At 64.0% G+C, this 18,054-nt stretch carries 13 protein-coding genes and 1 pseudogene; 9 read left to right on the top strand and 5 right to left on the bottom strand.

The annotated features are described in order from the left end of the window. The first annotated feature begins 14 nt into the window (after nt 1-14). The 3 genes from LB553_RS06710 to LB553_RS06700 all read left to right on the top strand — a co-directional run bounded on the left by LB553_RS06710 (nt 15) and on the right by LB553_RS06700 (nt 2,555). The gene (locus LB553_RS06710) at nt 15-1,037 is read left to right on the top strand and encodes a LacI family DNA-binding transcriptional regulator (protein ID WP_224511869.1); all 1,023 of its coding nucleotides are present in this window, start codon (nt 15-17) and stop codon (nt 1,035-1,037) included. Next, nucleotides 1,034-2,017 (top strand): 2-hydroxyacid dehydrogenase, encoded by a 984-nt coding sequence (locus LB553_RS06705; protein WP_224511739.1) that lies wholly within the window; start codon nt 1,034-1,036, stop codon nt 2,015-2,017. Before LB553_RS06710 ends, LB553_RS06705 begins: the two co-directional genes overlap by 4 nt. Before the next feature lie 262 nt (nt 2,018-2,279). Next, the gene (locus LB553_RS06700) at nt 2,280-2,555 is read left to right on the top strand and encodes a hypothetical protein (RefSeq protein ID WP_318011480.1); all 276 of its coding nucleotides are present in this window, start codon (nt 2,280-2,282) and stop codon (nt 2,553-2,555) included. 15 nt (nt 2,556-2,570) lie between these two features. On the opposite strand, the gene LB553_RS06695 is transcribed toward LB553_RS06700, so the two are convergent. Continuing rightward, on the bottom strand, nt 2,571-3,344 hold the full coding sequence (locus LB553_RS06695) for a gamma-glutamyl-gamma-aminobutyrate hydrolase family protein (protein WP_224511738.1): 774 nt from the start codon (nt 3,342-3,344) through the stop codon (nt 2,571-2,573). A gap of 264 nt (nt 3,345-3,608) precedes the next feature. Between LB553_RS06695 and LB553_RS06690 the strand changes: the two genes are divergently transcribed. Beyond that, nucleotides 3,609-4,718, top strand: coding sequence for a TRAP transporter substrate-binding protein (locus tag LB553_RS06690; RefSeq protein WP_224511737.1), 1,110 nt, complete (start codon nt 3,609-3,611; stop codon nt 4,716-4,718). Between the two features lie 243 nt (nt 4,719-4,961). Here LB553_RS06690 and LB553_RS06685 read toward each other — a convergent pair whose 3' ends face one another. The 4 genes from LB553_RS06685 to LB553_RS06670 form a co-directional block, all read right to left on the bottom strand. Continuing rightward, nucleotides 4,962-5,990: a zinc-dependent alcohol dehydrogenase family protein gene (locus LB553_RS06685; RefSeq protein ID WP_224511736.1), complete on the bottom strand. Its 1,029-nt coding sequence runs from the start codon at nt 5,988-5,990 to the stop codon at nt 4,962-4,964. Between the two features lie 12 nt (nt 5,991-6,002). Continuing rightward, a complete protein-coding gene (locus LB553_RS06680) occupies nt 6,003-7,796 on the bottom strand; it encodes a TRAP transporter large permease (RefSeq protein ID WP_224511735.1) in 1,794 nt (597 codons plus the stop codon). Then, complete coding sequence (locus LB553_RS06675) at nt 7,793-8,398, bottom strand: TRAP transporter small permease subunit (protein WP_224511734.1); 606 nt, start codon at nt 8,396-8,398, stop codon at nt 7,793-7,795. Before LB553_RS06675 ends, LB553_RS06680 begins: the two co-directional genes overlap by 4 nt. 244 nt (nt 8,399-8,642) lie before the next feature. Then, nucleotides 8,643-9,548 carry a branched-chain amino acid ABC transporter permease gene (locus tag LB553_RS06670; protein ID WP_224511733.1) on the bottom strand — a complete coding sequence of 302 codons (906 nt, stop codon included), beginning with the start codon at nt 9,546-9,548 and terminating at the stop codon, nt 8,643-8,645. 94 nt (nt 9,549-9,642) lie between these two features. Here LB553_RS06670 and LB553_RS06665 point away from each other — a divergent pair, with 94 nt between their 5' ends. The 5 genes and pseudogenes from LB553_RS06665 to LB553_RS06645 all read left to right on the top strand — a co-directional run bounded on the left by LB553_RS06665 (nt 9,643) and on the right by LB553_RS06645 (nt 18,018). Then, the gene (locus LB553_RS06665; RefSeq protein ID WP_224511732.1) at nt 9,643-10,251 is read left to right on the top strand and encodes a CGNR zinc finger domain-containing protein; all 609 of its coding nucleotides are present in this window, start codon (nt 9,643-9,645) and stop codon (nt 10,249-10,251) included. Further along, on the top strand, nt 10,244-10,774 hold the full coding sequence (locus tag LB553_RS06660) for a hypothetical protein (protein ID WP_224511731.1): 531 nt from the start codon (nt 10,244-10,246) through the stop codon (nt 10,772-10,774). The genes LB553_RS06665 and LB553_RS06660 overlap by 8 nt, the downstream gene beginning before the upstream one ends. Before the next feature lie 196 nt (nt 10,775-10,970). Further along, nucleotides 10,971-14,456: pseudogene (locus LB553_RS06655) on the top strand (indolepyruvate ferredoxin oxidoreductase family protein); the annotation flags it as partial. A gap of 147 nt (nt 14,457-14,603) precedes the next feature. Continuing rightward, nucleotides 14,604-16,919 (top strand): putative bifunctional diguanylate cyclase/phosphodiesterase, encoded by a 2,316-nt coding sequence (locus LB553_RS06650; protein WP_224511729.1) that lies wholly within the window; start codon nt 14,604-14,606, stop codon nt 16,917-16,919. Nucleotides 16,920-17,325: 406 nt separating this feature from the next. Beyond that, complete coding sequence (locus LB553_RS06645) at nt 17,326-18,018, top strand: N-acyl amino acid synthase FeeM domain-containing protein (RefSeq protein ID WP_224511727.1); 693 nt, start codon at nt 17,326-17,328, stop codon at nt 18,016-18,018. Nucleotides 18,019-18,054 lie beyond the last annotated feature (36 nt).

Genomic DNA, 18,054 nt, shown 5'->3' with positions numbered 1-18,054 from the left:
GGGAGCGAAGGGCGCTGGCACAGAAGATCAAGCTTTCGACGATCGCGGATGCGCTCGGCGTCTCCACGGCAACGGTATCGCTGGCGCTGCGCGACAGCCCGCTGGTCGCAGGCTCCACGCGCGAGCGCATCAAGGAGCATGCCCGCGTCATCGGCTATATCTACAACCGCCGCGCCGCCTCGTTGCGCACCTCGCGCTCCGGCATTGTCGGCGTCGTCGTGCACGACATCATGAACCCCTTCTTCGCCGAGATCCTGCGCTCGATCGAAAGCGAGCTCGACCGCAGCCGCCAGACCTTCATTCTCTCCAACCATTACGACCAGTTGGAAAAGCAGCGCACCTTCATCGACACGCTGCTGCAGCTTGGCGCCGACGGCGTCATCATGTCGCCGGCCATCGGCACGCCGGCCAAGGACATCATCATGGCCGAGGAGAACGGCCTGCCGGCGGTGCTGATCGCGCGCACCGTCGCCGGCGCCGACGTGCCGGTGTTCCGCGGCGACGATGCTTATGGCACCGCGCTTGCCACCAACCACCTGATCTCGCTCGGCCACAAGCGCATCGCCATGGTCGGCGGCACCGACCAGACCTCGACCGGCCGAGACCGCTACCAGGGCTATCTCAACGCGATGGAGACGGCCGGCCTGGAGGTGAAGCCGTCCTGGCGCATTCCCGGGCCGCGCACCAAGCAGGCAGGGTTCGAGGCTGCGGGACAGTTTCTGGCGCTGAAGGACAAGCCCACCGCCGCCTGCTGCTGGAACGACCTGGTCGCGATCGGGCTGATGAACGGCATCGCCCGCGCCGGCCTCGTGCCGGGCGTCGATATCTCCGTGACCGGCTATGACGATCTCGAGGAGGCGGCAATCGCGACACCGGCCCTGACCACGGTCTGGAACGGTCAGCGCGAGGTCGGCCGCCGCGCCGCGAGCGCCCTGCTCGACAAATTGAACGGACAGGCGGTGCGGCCCTCGCAGGAGCTGATCAAGCCGGAGCTGCATGTGCGGCAGTCGACCGGCAAGCCGGTGGAGCGTGCATGACCAGGGCCGAAGGAAAATTGTCGGTCGCCATCCTGGTGCCGGGCGATTTCAACGACCATGCCGTCGGCCGCATCGACAAGGCGTTCAAGCTTGTGCGGATCGAACGCGCCGACCCTGCGCTGGTCACGGACGAGATGCGCGCGACGGTGCGCGGCATTGCTTCCTACGCAGGCATCAGCGCGGCAATGATCGACGCGCTGCCCAATCTCGAGATCATCGCCAGTTTCGGCGTCGGCTACGATTCGGTCGACGCCAATCACGCGGCCAAGCGCGGCGTCATGGTCACCAACACGCCCGACGTTTTGACCGAGGAGGTCGCCGACACCGCTATTGGTCTTTTGATCAACACCGTGCGCGAGCTCTATGCCGCCGAGAAATGGCTGCGCGATGGCGACTGGGTGGAGAAGGGCAATTATCGCCTGAGCCGGCTTACCTTGCGCGGCCGCAGCGTCGGCATTTTCGGCATGGGCCGCATCGGCCGTGCCGTCGCCCGCCGCATCGAAGCCTTCGGCTTGCCGATCGCCTATCACAACCGCCGCAAGGTCGAAGGCCTGGCTTACGAATATCATGCCACTTTGAAGGGGCTTGCCGAAGCCGTCGACACGCTGATCTGCATTGCCCCGGGCGGCGCCTCCACCGAGAAGGCGATCAACGCCGAGGTCCTGTCGGCGCTGGGCTCGAACGGCGTCTTGGTCAATATCGGCCGCGGCTCGACGGTGGACGAGGCAGCGCTGGCCGGCGCTCTTAAGAGCGGTGCCATCGCCGCCGCCGGGCTCGACGTCTTTGCCGACGAGCCGAAGGTGCCGCAGTCCCTGCTCGACGCGCCCAACGCCTCGCTTCTGCCGCATGTCGGCTCGGCGTCGGTCCACACCCGCCGCGCCATGGCCGATCTCTGCGTCGACAATCTCGTCGCCTGGTTCACCGAGCGCCGGCCGCTGACGCCGGTGCCGGAGACGCTCAACGTCAAGGCGCACAGCTAGAGCAATTCGAGGGAAGCTTTCAAACGGGTGTTCCGTCCATGGAAGGTTGAACCGCTCCAGGCGCTTTCGCCACATTTGTTAAGGCTTCAACAGCCTCATTAACTCACTTAACTCTCTGAAATGATTTCCATACTGCTTGAGTGTGGAGAAGCGGCGTGAAGCTGGTTGCCGGGTTGGTTGCGTTGTTCGGGGGGCGCATGTCCTCTATGACGGCGAGGGCCAGGGCACGGCTGTCGAGACCGCCTCGTCGAGCAGCTATCGATTGACGGCCAATTGCGATGAAGCCGCCTGCGCAGTACAGCGGGGAGCTCCGGTCTCCGACGGCCTGTCGCGTCTCGACATCGCTCCGGGCTGCCGCAAGCTGATGCCCGGCATCAAGCGGGTTAAATTCTGGCGCGAGCAGGCGGACGGCCCGGTCGCTTTCAGCGAGAACGGCGTCGATCCGATCGTCACCTTCGGTGTTGCCGATGGCGACGGCTACGAATCCTACGCCCCGGCCGCGCCGCTGCTGGCGTTGAACAGCGACAGCGAGAACTGAATTTAAAGGGAATGTTTATTCCGCCGCGGCGCGGGCGCCCGTTTTCGCCGCCGCGTGCAGCCGCACGGCATCGCCGAAGGCCTTGAAGATCTTGGCGGAATTGCTGTCCGACTTCACCCAGTATTCAGGGTGCCACTGCACGCCGACCGCGAAGGCCCGCGCATCCTTGACCGAGACCGCTTCGATCGTGCCGTCGGTGGCCAAAGCCTCGATTTGCAGTTTCGAGCCGAGCCGATCGATTCCCTGTCGGTGCAGCGAATTCACCTTGATCTCGCCGGCACCGAACACGCCGGCAAGGCAACTCCCCGGCTTGATCGAGATCGTCTGGTGGATAGCGAAGCGCTCATCCTGATTGTCGCTCACCGGCGCGCGATGGTCGAGCGAGCCTTCGCGCTCCTGGATTTCGGTGCCCAGCGTGCCGCCGAGCGCAACGTTCAGCTCCTGGATACCGCGGCAGATGGCAAGCAGCGGCACGCCGCGCTCGAGCGCCTTACGGACCAGCGGCAGCGTTGTGGCGTCGCGCGCCGGATCGTAAGGGCCGTTGGCCTCGCTCGGGTCGCCGTCGTAAAGCGAGGGATGGACGTTGGACTTCGAACCCGTCAGCATGACGCCATCGACAGACGACAGCAATTCGTCGAGGTCGAGCCGGTCGCGGAAGGACGGCACCAGCAGCGGGAACACGCCGGCGCCAGTGACCGCCGCTTCCAGATATTGCTGGGGTGCTGCATGCCAGGTGTAGTTGTCGAACTGGCGGACGTCGGACGAGACTGCGACGAGCGGCTGCTGCATTTTGGGTTTGGTTTCCATCAGGCCAAGGAATTGTTCTGCCTATAAAATAAGCGATCCGTCGCGGCTTTTCCATGGCAAGTTTCGCCGCCTCGCATGGGCCAGACAAGAGAATGTTAGACTATAGTTGCAGTGGGCCGCTGAATGGCTGCAACCTTGGCCCGCAGCGCTGGACTCGACTTCTTGCCTGTGTATGTTTCTCCCCAACCGGCCCGGGCATAGAGGATGTCCCGGCATCGGTCAGCTGATCCGCAGGGAGGAAACTTAATGGATCGTCGTTCATTCATTCGCAAGGCCGGCGCCTCCGGCGTGGGCGCAGCCGCAGCGGCCGCGGCACTCGCCACGCCGGCCATTGCCCAGTCCAATCCGAAAGTGACCTGGCGGCTGGCGTCGTCCTTCCCGAAGTCGCTCGACACGATCTATGGCGGCGCCGAAGTCTTCTCCAAGATGCTATCCGAAGCGACCGACGGCAATTTCCAGATCCAGGTCTTCGCGTCGGGCGAACTGGTGCCCGGCCTGCAGGCGGCCGATGCCGCCGCTGCCGGCACCGTCGAAGCGGCCCACACCGTGGCCTATTATTACTGGGGCAAGGATCCCACCTGGGCTCTCGGCGCCGCCGTCCCCTTCTCGCTCAACGCGCGTGGCATGAACGCCTGGCATTACCATGGCGGCGGCATCGACCTGTTCAACGAATTCCTTGGGGCACAAGGGTTGTTCGGCCTGCCCGGCGGCAACACCGGCGTCCAGATGGGCGGCTGGTTCCGCAAGGAAATCAACAGCGTCGCCGATCTGTCGGGTCTCAAGATGCGCATCGGCGGCTTTGCCGGTAAGGTCGTCGAGAGGCTCGGCGTGGTGCCGCAGCAGATTGCCGGCGGCGACATCTACCCGGCGCTGGAAAAGGGCACCATCGACGCCGCCGAATGGGTCGGACCCTATGATGACGAGAAGCTCGGCTTCTACAAGGTCGCGCCCTATTACTACTATCCCGGCTGGTGGGAAGGCGGCCCGACCGTTCATCTCTTGTTCAACAAGGCGAAATACGAAGAACTTTCGCCGACTTACAAATCGCTGGTGCGCACCGCGGCGCAGGCCGCGGACGCCAACATGCTGCAGAAATACGACTATGTGAATCCGCCGGCGGTGCGGCGGCTGGTGGCTGGCGGCGCCAAGCTCAGGCCGTTCAGCCAGGAGATCATGGCCGCCTGTTTCGAGAAGGCCAACGAGGTCTATGCCGAGATGGAATCCAACAACGCGCCGTTCAAGAAGATCTGGGAATCGATCAAGGCGTTCCGCAAGGAGCACTATCTCTGGGCCCAGATCGCCGAATACAACTACGACACCTTCATGATGGTGCAGCAGCGCAACGGCAAACTGTAGGAAGATTAGCCCCTTCTCCCCGTCACTATACGGGGAGAAGGTCCCGGCAGGGGAATGAGGGGCAGCGCCAGCTTCGGCGATTGAATCGCCTAGAGCCGCGATCTGGGTCTCACCTTACACATCCGACGTCGGCGCCGCCCCTCACCTGCCTGCCGGCACCCTCTCCCGCATAGGGACGGGGAGAGGGGCGCCGTCATCGGCGGTTTCGCCAATCGCCAACGTTTCAAGGCAAAGGGCCGTGGGTCAGCCTTGGCCCGGCACCACCAGCACCTTGACCTCACCCGGCGCCGGCGGGTTGGCGATTACGTCGGGCGCCTCCTCCAGGCTCACTCGCCTTGAGATCAGTCGGTCGACCTCGATCGCGCCGGAGGCGATCAGCTGCGCCGCCCTTGCATGCGTGAACGGATTGAGGAAGGAGCCGAGCACCTTCAGTTCGCGAAACAAAAGATCGAACGGCTCGATTTCCACCTTCATGCCTTGCGGCACGACGCCGACGATCACAACCGTGCCGCCCGCCTTTGCCATCCGCATCGATTGCTCGACCGTGTCGCGCACGCCGGCGCATTCCAGCACCACGTCGACGCCGCCGGGGGCCAGGCCGTTCGGCCCGGCGACGGCCGCGATCGGGTCGACGGTGCTTGGGTCGATTGTCGCGGTCGCGCCGAGCTCCGCGGCGAGCGCGCGGCGCGAAGCCTGCCGGGTCGACAGGATGATGATCGCTGCGCCAGCGAGCTTGGCCAGCTGCACGACGAGCAGGCCGATGACGCCGCCGCCCAGCACCACCACCGACGCGCCCGGCCGGATCGCGGCAAGGTCGACGCCGTGCAGGCAGCAGGCGAGCGGCTCGCAGAAAGCGCCATGCGTCGGCTTGAGGTCTGGGGGCAGCCGGAAGGCTTGCTTGTGCGGCATCAGCACATAGTCGGCGAAACCGCCGTCGCGGTGGATGCCGATGGCGCTCAGATTGCTGCAGAGATTGACGCGGCCGGCATGGCAATGGGCGCAGCGCCCGCAGGCGATGTTCGGATCGCCGGTGACGCGGTCGCCGATGGCAATGCCCGACACCGCCTGGCCGATCGCTTCGACGATGCCGGAGAATTCATGGCCGAGCGTCACCGGCGGCGCGCAGGGAAACTCGCCATGGAAAAGGTGCCGGTCGGTGCCGCAGACGCCGCAGGCCTCGATGCGCACCAGAACATCCTCCGGTCCCGGCGAAGGCTTGTCCACCTCGCGAAGCGCGATGCTGCCGATTGCTTCCAGCCGGACGGCTCTCATGACGCGGTCACCTCAATTGAAACTCGGCGGCTTAGAAAGGTCGGGCGCCGGCGCCGCCGGCTTGGCCGGCGCATCGCCGAAGCTCGGCGGCTGCGACAGGTCGGGCGTGCCGGGAGCCGCCGGGGCGCCGCCATTGGCCGGCGCCGCGCCGTTGTTGTTCGCCGGGGCTGTGCCGAGCGGCGACAGCGACGGCATGTCCGGCAGCTTGAGGTCGATGGTGCTGGGCTCCACCGCGGCGCCCTTGTAGCGCATGACCATCTGCGGGAAGGCGATGGTGAGCCCGATCATGATCACCTGGATACAAACGAACGGCACGGCGCCCCAATAGATCTGCCCGGTGCTGACCGGCGCGATCTGCTTGCCTGTGATCCTGTCGAGATAGGGCACGCGGGCCGCGACCGAGCGCAGGTAGAACAGCGCGAAGCCGAAGGGCGGATGCATGAAGCTGGTCTGCATGTTGACGCCGAGCAGCACGCCGAACCAGATCAGGTCGATGCCGAGCTTGTCGGCGGCCGGCGCCAGGAGCGGCACGATGATGAAGGCAAGCTCGAAGAAATCGAGGAAGAAGGCAAGCACGAAGACCAGGATGTTGACGCCGATCAGGAAGCCGGTCTCGCCGCCGGGAAGCGAGGTCAACAGATGCTCGACCCAGACATGGCCGTTGACGCCGTAGAAGGTGAGCGAAAAGACGCGTGCACCGATCAGGATGAACAGCACGAATGAGGAAAGCCTGGTTGTCGAGGCCAGGGCCTGGTTGATGACGTCCCTCGTCAAGCGGCCCTTCATCGCCGCCATGATGAGCGCGCCGACGGCGCCCATGGCGCCGCCTTCGGTCGGCGTGGCGATGCCGAGGAAGATCGTGCCCAGCACCAGGAAGATCAGCGCCAGCGGCGGGATCAGCACGATCACGACCTGTTGCGCCAGTTTCGACATCATGTTGATACGCAGGCGCTGGTCGAGGATGGCGACCACATAGATGACGATGACGCCGACGGCGAAACCGAGGATGTCGGCATTGTCGCCCCGCGTCGGGGCAAGGTAGCGATAGGCGCCGTAGGAGATGGCGCCGGTGACCAGCAGCGCCACGATCAGCGACAACACGCCGTGACCGAGCGTGCGGGCTTCGAGCGGCAGCGCCGGCATCGATTTCGGCCGGACGATCGACATGATCAGGATGTAGAGCATGTAGATGCCGGTCAGCACGAGGCCGGGGATCAACGCGCCGGCGTACATGTCGCCGACCGAGCGTCCCAGCTGGTCGGCGAGCACGATCAGCACCAGCGACGGCGGGATGATCTGGGCGAGGGTGCCGGACGCGGCGATGACGCCGGAAGCCACCCTGCGGTCATAGCCGTAGCGCAGCATGATCGGCAGCGAGATCAGGCCCATGGCGATGACGGAGGCCGCCACCACGCCGGTCGTTGCGGCAAGCAGCGCGCCGACGAAGATCACCGCATAGGCAAGCCCGCCGCGGATCGGCCCGAACAACTGGCCGATCGTGTCGAGCAGGTCCTCGGCCATGCCTGATCGTTCAAGCACGATGCCCATGAAGGTGAAGAAGGGGATCGCCAGCAGCGTGTCGTTGGACATCACCCTGGTGCCGTAGAAATTGTCCGGCAGCGCGTGCAGCAGCGGCCAGGCGAGGTTGATCGACCCGCCGGAGTAGGGCGAGACCAGCACGCCGATGAAGAAGAACAGCAGGCCGTTGGCGGCGAGCGAGAAAGCGACGGGGTAGCCGATCAACAGGAAGATGATCAGCGACGCGAACATGATCGGCGCCATGTTCTGCGCGATGAATTCGATCATGAGCGGACCTCGCCCGCGAGCGCCTTGGCTTCCTCGGCCAGCGCCTTGGCCTCGAGCTCGGCCTGCTCATGCGCCGAGATGAAGGGGGTGGGGTCGTCCATGTCGCCGCGCATGATGGCGATCTTCTTGATGATCTCGGAAACCCCTTGCAGCGCGAGCAGGAAGAAGCCGACGAGCAGGATGGCCTTGGCCGGCCAGACGATCAGCCCGCCGGCATTGGTCGACATCTCGCCGCTGCGAAAGGACAGCGACACGTAAGGTACGAAATAGATCACCATCAGCACGACGAAGGGCATCAGGAAAAAGAGATGGCCGAAGAGGTCGATCCGGTGCTGCACGCGGCGCGAGAACATGCCGTAGACGATGTCAATGCGGATATGGTCGTTCTGCTTCAGCGTGTAGGCGGCGGCCAGCATGAAGGCGGCGCCGAACAGGTACCATTGCAGCTCCAGCCAAGCGTTGGAGGAGGTGTCGAACACCTTGCGGATGACGGCATTGCCGGCGCTCACCAGGATCGCGAGCAGGATCAGCCACGAGACCCAGCGGCCGATGAACTCGTTGATGCGGTCGATCGTCCTGGATAGAGCGAGCAGCCCTGCCATGCATAGTCCTCCCTCGTGCATCAGCCCGAAAATCACGTTCGATTTTCGGAAAGCGCGATGCATAGACTCAAAGTGCCATGCGGTGCGCCCGATTCCCCTCCGGCGTCGCGCCGCTTGGCCCAACGATATGCAGTGCGTGGCCCGGCAGGTCAACATGACAAAGCCGCGGCAAACCGATCGGTAAGCCGCGCAAAGGCGGAATGCCGCCGTGTGACGCAACGTCATGCAACGAAAGTCTGGGAGCTTAGGCGATCTTGGCCTGGTCGCGCCCGGCGCCGATCAGCACCAGCATGACGACGAGGAAGAGATAGATCCAGGCGTCGCGCCATTCGAGCGGGAAATAGCCGGCCCAGAGCGATTCCGCCATGCCGAAGGCCGCGGCGCCAAGCGCTGCCTTGAGCGGCGACAGATAACCGCCGACCGCCGTCACGAACAGGATTTTGAGACCGTAGACCAGTCCGGTGCCAAAGGAGACATTGCCGTAATAGACGCCGGCAAGGACGCCGGCCAAGGCGGCGCAAAAGCCGCCGAACAGCACGGCGCGGCGGAACACGGCGGTGACATCGACGCCGCACATCGCCGCCGCTTTCGGATCGTCGGAGACGGCGCGCCAGGCGCGGCCGAAGCGCGAATGGGAAAACAGCCAGGCCGCCAGCGCCACCACCGCGATGACACCCGCGCAGTCGAGCAACTGGATGACGGTGAGCGTGACCTTGAAGCCGTTACCCTGGGCAAAGGTGACGGGATTGGCGAGCATCGGCGGCAGCCACAGGTCATGCGTGTCGGCGGCGATGCGGCTCGCCTCCGACAGGAAGACGAGAATGCCGAGCGTCGTCACCACGATGGCGTTGGGCGAGCGATCGGCGAGCCTCTCGAAGACACTGCGCGACAGGACGTGACTGATCAGCGCCGCATAGAGAATGGCCGCGGCCACCCCGAGCGTCACCGCGGCGGCGAGCGTCAGCCACAGCGCCTGATAGCCGAAGGCGGCGGTCAGGATCATCGTCTGGCCGCAGAAGGCGAACAGCGCGCCGTAAGCCAGGTTCGTGCGATGCAGGATGCCGTTGGTCAGCACATAGCCGAAGGCGAGCAGCGCATAGAGCGCGCCCGAATGCAGCCCGTTCAGCACCTGCTGGAAAAAATAGAGCATGCGGCGTCCTCGGGTCCTGCACCCTGACCTCCATCCGGACCGTTGCATTCGGAATCTAACTTGTCAAACACGTTTTATCGGTTAGATTTCTGTCATGACGGTATCCTGGACTCCACACCGCTTCACCGGCGGCATCCTTGCGCTCGATACGGCGAACACCGTCGTGCTGCGCAACGACCCGGAAAAGTCCTTCGACCGTTTCGACGACCCGGCCGAGATCGCCCGCTTCGCCGAGGCGGCGAGCAGCTTTCGCGCCGCCGAGCTCGGCGGCCGGCGGCTGCAGGCGCCGGAACCGGGCGAGATAAAACCGATCGTCATCTCGATCCGCGAGGCGACCGATCGCCTGTTTCGCCATGCCGTGTCGAATGGCGCGGTGGCGACCAGCCACCTGCCGGACTTCCTCACGGCCTGCGCCAGCGGGCTGTCCGGCAGCGCGACCGAGATCGGGACGCCGGGCCAGCCTTTCGGCGATCCGCAAACGCCGATCGCCTTCGAGGCGGCTTTGGCCGTCTCGGCGCTGTCGCTGTTGCGCGACGAAACGGTGGCGCGGCTCCGGATATGTCCCAATTGCAACTGGCTGTTTGTCGACCGCAGCCGCAACGCCAGCCGCCTCTGGTGCGACATGGCCGTTTGCGGCAACCGCCAGAAGGCAAACCGCTATTACCGCCGCCGTACAGCGGCGAGGGAGGCTCCCAATGTTTAGGAAATTGTCGCATTCGATCGTCCTTGGCGCCGCCCTGGTCGCCGCTGTCACGCTCGGCGCCTGCCGCGACACCGGCAACGACCAGCTCTTTGCCATCTCCGGCAAGCTGTTCGAGTTCAATTACCGGCTCGCCATCGCCACCTATGTCATCACGCTGAAGCCGCTGCGCCCGATGGTCGACGGCCAGGTCGCGGTCGTGAGCTTCCAGAACCCGGCCGGCGGCGACCCGCTCGTCGTCAACCAGAAGATCTGGCCGAAGCTGCCCCATATCACGCTGACCAGTCCGCCGCTCTCCTGCGTGGTCAAGGACAAGCCCTACAAAGTCTCGATCCGCATCGAGGATGCGAGCGGCACATTGCTGCAAAGCATCGACACCACCATGACCTCGTCGGAGGATCAGACCATGCTGCCGGACCGGCCATTGGTGATCGGCCCGAAATACGAGCTCAACCCGGACCTTGCCGGCCATTCTGACGGCAGGCTGCCCGATGCGCAGAAGCCGGATTGCTCGAAAGCGACGTGAAACGCGGACACCCGGGCGAAATTTTTGTTCCTCCGGAAGCGGTTAGCATGCTCTTGCGTGCGGGGCTTGCCACTCGCCAGACCGTTTGTTGCGTGTTATTTGGCCTCTGCGATTTTGTTTGACCTCACCGCCAAGGGAAGAAAGACTGCGGCGTCCCACTCCGACGTTGGCTGCCTGATTTGAGGCGCCTCCGCAGAGGAAATACCTGATGACGCTGCACGACGTCGCGCTCGACGACAAGTTCGACCTTGGCAAGGAGCGCATCTTCCTGTCCGGCGCGCAGGCGGTCGTGCGCATGCTTCTGATGCAGCGCGAGCGCGACCGCCGGGCCGGCCTCAACACGGCGGGCTTCGTCTCCGGCTATCGCGGCTCGCCGCTGGGCGGCCTCGACATGCAGCTGTGGCGGGCCAAGAAGCAGCTTGCGGCCGCCGATATCGTCTTCCAGCCCGGCCTCAACGAGGAACTCGCCGCCACCGCATGCTGGGGTTCTCAGCAGACCGAATTGCTGGGCGAGGGCACGCATGACGGGGTCTTTTCCGTCTGGTACGGCAAGGGGCCGGGCGTCGACCGTTCCGGCGACGTCTTCCGCCACGCCAATCTTGCCGGCTCGTCGAGAAATGGCGGCGTGCTCGCTCTGATGGGCGACGACCATATGGCCGAATCCTCGACCAATGCGCATGCCACCGAATTCCTCTTCGTCGATACTATGGTGCCGATTCTCAATCCGGCCGGCGTCCAGGAGATCATCGACTACGGCCTTTACGGCTTTGCCATGTCGCGCTTCGCCGGCACCTGGGCGGCGATCAAATGCGTCAAGGACAACATCGAATCGACCGCCTCGGTCGACGCCTCGATCGAGCGTCTCGGCATCGTCATTCCCGAGTTCGACATGCCGCCGGGCGGCCTCAACATCCGCCATGAGATCGACATGCTCGGCCAGGAAGAGCGGCTGCATGAATATAAGCGCGCCGCCGCTTCCGCCTTCATCCACGCCAATGGGCTGAACCGCATCGTCTACTCCGGCGGCCGCAACCCCAAGCTCGGCATCATCACCATCGGCAAGAGCTATCTCGACGTTCGCCAGGCGCTGGAGGATATCGGTGTCGACGAACAGGGCGCCAACCGCATCGGCATCCGCCTGTTCAAGGTCGGCTGTCCCTGGCCGCTGGATTTCCAGCATATCGCCGAGTTCGCCCGCGGCCTCGACACCATCGTTGTCGTCGAGGAAAAACGCTCGCTGATCGAGGTGCAGCTGCGCGAGAACCTCTACGGCACCGCCATCCAGCCGGTGATCGTCGGCAAGAAGGACGAGCGCGGCGATTGGCTATTCCCGGCCAAGGGCGCGCTCGACCCGAACGAGATTGCCATCGCGCTCGGCGAGCGGATCCTGCGCACCATCGGCCCGTCGGAAGAGATCGCCGCGCGGCTGGCGAAGCTGCGCCAGTTCCAGGCGATGCTTGCCGACGCCGTCGATATCGGCTCGCGCACGCCTTTCTTCTGCTCGGGCTGCCCGCACAATTCATCCACCAAGATACCGGACGGCTCGATCGCCGCCGCCGGCATAGGCTGCCATTTCATGGCGCTGTGGATGGACAGGAACACGGTCGGCTTCACCGCCATGGGCGGCGAGGGCGCGCAATGGGTCGGACAGGCGCCGTTCTCGAAGCGCGACCACATCTTCCAGAATCTCGGCGACGGCACCTACAACCACTCCGGCGTGCTGGCGATCCGCTTCGCGCTGTCCTCCGGCGCCAACATCACCTACAAGATCCTCTACAACGATGCGGTGGCGATGACCGGCGGTCAGCCGCATGAGGGCGGCCTGACCGTCGACATGATCGCGAGACAGGTGCGCGCCGAGGGCGTCGAGCGCATCGCCGTCGTCACCGACGAGCCCGACAAATATGCCGGCAAGGCCGATTTCCCGGCCGGCATCAGCATCCATCACCGCGACGACCTCGATCTCGTCCAGCGCGAGTTGCGTGGGCTCAAAGGCGTTTCCGTTCTCATCTACGATCAGACCTGTGCCGCCGAGAAACGCCGGCGCCGCAAGCGCGGCACCTTCCCCGATCCGGACAAGCGCGTCTTCATCAACGAACTGGTCTGCGAAGGCTGCGGCGATTGCGGCGTGCGGTCGAACTGCGTCTCCATCCAGCCGGTCGAGACCGAATTCGGCCGCAAGCGCCGGATCGACCAGTCGAGTTGCAACAAGGATTTCTCCTGCCTCAACGGTTTCTGCCCGTCTTTCGTCACCGTACATGGCGGCAAGATCAGGAAAGCTGAAGGCATTGCCGGCAGGGCCGATCCTCTCGACGGCGTGCCGGCGCCGGCTGAGTTCCGCATGGGCAACCAGGGCTGGGCGGCGATTATCGACGGGGTCGGCGGCACCGGCGTCGTCACCATCGGCGCGGTGCTCGGCATGGCGGCGCATCTCGAAGGCAAGGGCTGCGGCATGATCGACATGGCGGGCCTTGCCCAGAAGGGCGGCTCGGTCTTTACCCATGTCCGCATCGCCCCGACACCCGACGACATCCACGCCATCCGCGTTTCGGCGGGCAAGGCCGACCTTGTGCTCGGCTGCGATCTCGTCGTCTCCGGCGCCAAGAAGGTGCTGGGCGCAGTGCGCGAGGGCCATACGATCTTCCTCGCCAACACCGCCGAGATCATGCCCGGCGAGTTCACCCGTTCCGCCGACTTCTCGCTGCCGGTCGAGCGGCTGAAGAAGGCGATCCGGGCGGCTGCCGGCGACGACAAGGCGCATTTCTTCGACGCCACCCGCACGGCGAGCGCTCTGTTCGGCAATTCGCTCGGCGCCAACATGTTCATGCTGGGCTTCGCCTTCCAGCATGGCGGCCTGCCGCTTTCGGCCGAAGCCGTTGAAAAGGCGATAGAATTGAACGGCGAAGCGGTAGCGATGAATATCGCGGCCTTCCGCTGGGGCCGTCGTGCGGCGCACCAGCCCGACTTCGTGCGCGGCCTGGTCGCCCAAACCGGCAAGCCGGCGTCGAAACCCGCCGAGACTCTGGACGATGTCATCGCCCGCCGCGTCGCCTTCCTCACCGCCTATCAGAACGCCGCCTACGCCAAGCGCTACGCCGACCGTGTGGCGACATTGGGCGTCGCCGAAGCCAAGGCCGTGCCCGGCTCGACCGCGGTGACCGAAGCCGTCGCCAAAAACCTCTTCAAGCTGATGGCGATCAAGGACGAGTATGAGGTGGCGCGCCTCTACACCGACGGCACCTTCGCCGCCGACCTCGCCCAGCAGTTCCAGAGCTATGACAAGCTTGAATTCCACCTTGCGCCGCCGATCCTTGGGCGGCGCGGCAATGACGGCAAGCCCCGCAAATCGAGCTTCGGCCCGTGGATGATGAAGGGCTTTCGGCTGCTGGCGGCGATGAAGGGCCTGCGCGGAACCGCCTTCGACCTTTTCGGCTACACGGCCGAGCGGCGCATGGAGCGGCAGCTGCTGAGAGAGTATGAGGCCGATCTCGACCTCATCGCCGGCGCGCTGGCGCCTGGCAGGGTGGAGGCCGCGACGGCTCTGGCCTCCGTGCCGGCGCTGATCCGCGGCTACGGCCATGTCCGACAGGCCAGCGCCGACAAGGCGGCGGGCGAGCGTGCGCGGCTGATCGAGCGTCTGGCCCAGGCTCCGGCGGAGCCGGCACTCCGGGCGGCGGAGTGATCGCACCAGCCGGCCGATTGTTTGCCGAAGGATTGAATTCTCTGATCTGCCTGCGGTTTCGTAACTTCGGCAACCGAAGTCAAGCCGCTGTCTAAGCCTTTCTTAAGGCGGGCGTGGCATTAGAGGGCGTAGTGTTGGGCCAGCGACATGGGCAGAACAAAGACCGAGAACATCCCGGCGGATGTCTATATCCAGTTCGTGCGGGCATTGTTCGACAACGCCGGCATGGTGGCGATCGGCGGCGTATGCTACTGGATTCTCGGTTTCATGGTCTACCTGCGCACGCAGGATCTGCTTTATTTGGCGTTGGCTTTCGTTCTGCTATCGGCCAGCCTCTGGCGGTACTTCAGCATCCAAGGCTTCCATAGAGCGGGCGGCACCATAGCAAGTGTCGCAGAGGCAGAAGCGATAGAGCGCAATTACATTCTCAAAGGCAGCGCGCAGGGCCTCGCATTGGGGTCATTCTGCTTCGTGTCGATCTATCTGCGTCCTGATCAATTTGCTGAACTGGCGTCGGTATCGTTGTCGTTGACGACCCTGGTAACGGTTGTCGGACGAAGCTACGGGTCCATGCGCATGGTCCAGATTTTTTCCTTGACCCTCGTCGGGCCTGCGGCTCTTGCGCTCATCCTGCGCTTGGATATGCCTTCTGTCGTCCTCGGCTTGATGATCATCCCGCTGACGTTCGTCACCATCAGCAGCGCCGACCATGTCCGCAACGTGCTCTTCTCCGCGGTCATCGGCCACAAGCAGGCCAGGAAACTGACGCGCCGGTTCGATCGCGCGCTCAACACCATGTCGCATGGCCTGGTCATGCTGGGACCCGACGGGCGCGTCGCGGTGGCCAATGCCGAAGCCGCCCGCCTGATGTCGCTGAAATCGGGCGATGCCTTGCTCGGACGCTCGATCCACGGCCTTTTGATGCGCGGTGTCGCCGGCGGCATGCTGGCGCCGAAAGACTGCCGCTACATCGAGGCGCAGCTGACGCGCGCCTTACGGGAGGGCCGCGACCGCAAGGTGCTGGTCTCTCTCGCTAATGGCCAGCACTACGAATTCTCCGCCCGCGAAGGCAGCCAGGAACTGGGCGTCATCACCTTCGAGGATGTGACGGCCCGCGTCGAGGCGGAGGAAAAGATCCGCTTCATGGCGCGCTACGACAATTTGACCGGCCTGCCGAACCGCGCCTATTTCCACGAGCTGGTCGGCGAGGCCATGGCCTCCGGCGACCAGGACCGCCTGTGCGGCCTCGCGGTGCTCGACCTCGACGACTTCAAGAGCGTCAACGACACGCTCGGCCATCCCGTCGGCGACGGGCTGATCTATGCCGTCGCCGAGCGCCTCGCGGCGATTGCCGGACCGGGCATCACCGTCAGCCGCTTCGGCGGCGACGAGTTCATGATCTTCTTCGATCGCGTCGAGGACGAGAGCCATCTCAGCACCCTGCTCGACCAGATCTTCGCAGATCTGCAGGGCGAGGTGGACGTCGCCGGTCACGGCTTGCGCATCCAGAGCAGCGGCGGCGCGGTGCTTTCCAGGGTCAAGGACACCGACGCGGACGCCATGATCGTCAAGGCGGACCTTGCCCTCTACAAGGCCAAGGAACTCGGCAAGAACAGCTGGCGGCTGTTCGAGGCGGCCATGGATGCCGCCTTCCGCAATCGCCAGCTGATGAAGGCCGACCTGCGCAATGCCGTGCAGGCCAGGGAATTGCGCGTCGTCTACCAGCCGATCGTGGCTGTCAGCACCATGCGCATCGCCAGTTGCGAGGCGCTCTGCCGCTGGGATCATCCCGACCTCGGCCCAATCTCGCCCAGCGTCTTCATCCCGCTCGCCGAGGAGATGGGCATCGTTTCCGAGATCAGTACTTTCGTGCTGGAGGCCGCGTGCGCCGAATGCGCCAAATGGCCGGCCCAGACCAGCGTGTCGGTCAATCTATCGGCCAAGGACTTCCGCAATCGCGATATCGTCCAGAAGGTCAGCGCCGCCTTGGCCAAGTCGGGCCTTGCAGCGCATCGGCTCGAAATCGAGGTCACCGAGACCGCGTTGCTGGACGACAAGTCGCTGACGCGCGAGTCGATCGAGGAACTGAAGGCGCTCGGCGCGCGGATCGCGCTCGACGATTTCGGCACCGGCTATTCCAGCCTCAGCTATTTGCACAAGCTGCCGCTCGACAAGATCAAGATCGATCGCTCGTTCCTGGTCGATTTGAACCAGAACCGGCAGTCGCTCGATCTCCTGAAGGGGATCGTCGGCCTGTCCCGGACGCTGGGCCTTTCCGTCACCATCGAAGGGGTCGAAACCTTCGAGCAACTGAAGACGCTGGTCCATCTGGTCAAGCCGGACTTCGTGCAGGGCTTCCTCTTCGGCGCCGCGCTCAGCGCGTCGGGCATCGAGACGATGTCGAGTGTCACGTGGCCGTTTGCCGCGGATTTGTATATCGCCGGCAAACGAACAGCCAGCTGAACGCAATTCCAGGAAAGGTGCGGAGTGTGTCTCACCTGGAAATGCGTTCAAAAAACAGGTCGAATGTTCATCCAATGAAAGGATGACAGCCGGGCGCTGTCTAAATCCGCCACGTCCTGGTGCGCGCGACACCTGTTTTCAGAATCACCATGATGATCGCCGCCAGTTCGGATCAGACACCCCTCGGCTGCACGATCCTGCTTTTTTCGCATGAAAGATCGACGAACGATTCACGGCATTAAGGTTAACAACCGGTAAATCCGCGATATCGAATTTTCAGCTTGTGTCTCATTTCAACTCGAATAGCCTATTTATAAGCGGAATTCGAGGACGGACTATGGTTGTTGCTAGAAAGAGCGCGTCGGTCGACGCCAGCGCTAGAATCGACTCGGTGCTCAACCGATCCATGATGCAACTACTGGATCATGTCGAATATCGTCTCATCACCGGGGGTGAAGATCAGGAGGCGATCTACCGGCTCCGCTACAACTCCTATCGGCGCTCAGGTATGTGTGGTCCGATCGCGAGCGGTATGTTCGAGGATCGCTGGGATAATCTGCCCAACGCCTACCGGTTCGGTGTCTATTGCTATGGCCAATTGGTCAGCACACTGCGCTTCCATTATATTACCAGCGAGTGTCCGTGCTCGCCCTCCGTCGATGCCTATCCGGAAATATTGAAGGAGCGGCTTGCGCGCGGAGAAACCTTCATCGATGGAACCCGGTTCGCAGCCGATCCTGCCAGCGCACCGTCGCCCGGAGTGATACCTTTCCTGACACTCAGGATTGCCATGGTCGCCTCTTGTTATTTTGGCCAGGACTCGGTGCTGACGCCGGTCAAGATGGAGCATTCCGCTTTTTACGTTCGTTACTTTCAGGCCGTGCAGAGGACAGAGGGTAAAGTATTTCCGGGCGTTCTTCCCCCGCTCGCACTGTTCGAAATCCCGGCAGGAGAAAACATGCGCCTGACGCTCAAACGATTGCCGTTCTTCAGATCGACGCCAATGGAGCAGCGGATGATGTTCGGTAATCCGGCCATAAACCGGCTGACGCCCCTCACCATTCTGCCGACGGCGAAATACTATCGCGCCGCGGCCTGAACGCAGGCCATGAACCTTTCACCGGCTGCGCCGTTA

This window comes from Mesorhizobium sp. CA8 (assembly GCF_020164955.1).
Taxonomy (GTDB): domain Bacteria; phylum Pseudomonadota; class Alphaproteobacteria; order Rhizobiales; family Rhizobiaceae; genus Mesorhizobium.
Note: the sequence above shows the minus strand (reverse complement) of the source record. Positions and strands in the feature narration are given on the sequence as shown.

Coding starts and splice junctions, on each gene's coding strand:
- LB553_RS06675 (WP_224511734.1), bottom strand. CDS start 8,398: ATGGCAGGGCTGCTCGCTCTATCCAGGACGATCGACCGCATCAACGAG.
- LB553_RS06695 (WP_224511738.1), bottom strand. CDS start 3,344: ATGCAGCAGCCGCTCGTCGCAGTCTCGTCCGACGTCCGCCAGTTCGAC.
- LB553_RS06680 (WP_224511735.1), bottom strand. CDS start 7,796: ATGATCGAATTCATCGCGCAGAACATGGCGCCGATCATGTTCGCGTCG.
- LB553_RS06665 (WP_224511732.1), top strand. CDS start 9,643: ATGACGGTATCCTGGACTCCACACCGCTTCACCGGCGGCATCCTTGCG.
- LB553_RS06685 (WP_224511736.1), bottom strand. CDS start 5,990: ATGAGAGCCGTCCGGCTGGAAGCAATCGGCAGCATCGCGCTTCGCGAG.
- LB553_RS06660 (WP_224511731.1), top strand. CDS start 10,244: ATGTTTAGGAAATTGTCGCATTCGATCGTCCTTGGCGCCGCCCTGGTC.
- LB553_RS06645 (WP_224511727.1), top strand. CDS start 17,326: ATGATGCAACTACTGGATCATGTCGAATATCGTCTCATCACCGGGGGT.
- LB553_RS06690 (WP_224511737.1), top strand. CDS start 3,609: ATGGATCGTCGTTCATTCATTCGCAAGGCCGGCGCCTCCGGCGTGGGC.
- LB553_RS06670 (WP_224511733.1), bottom strand. CDS start 9,548: ATGCTCTATTTTTTCCAGCAGGTGCTGAACGGGCTGCATTCGGGCGCG.
- LB553_RS06705 (WP_224511739.1), top strand. CDS start 1,034: ATGACCAGGGCCGAAGGAAAATTGTCGGTCGCCATCCTGGTGCCGGGC.
- LB553_RS06650 (WP_224511729.1), top strand. CDS start 14,604: ATGGGCAGAACAAAGACCGAGAACATCCCGGCGGATGTCTATATCCAG.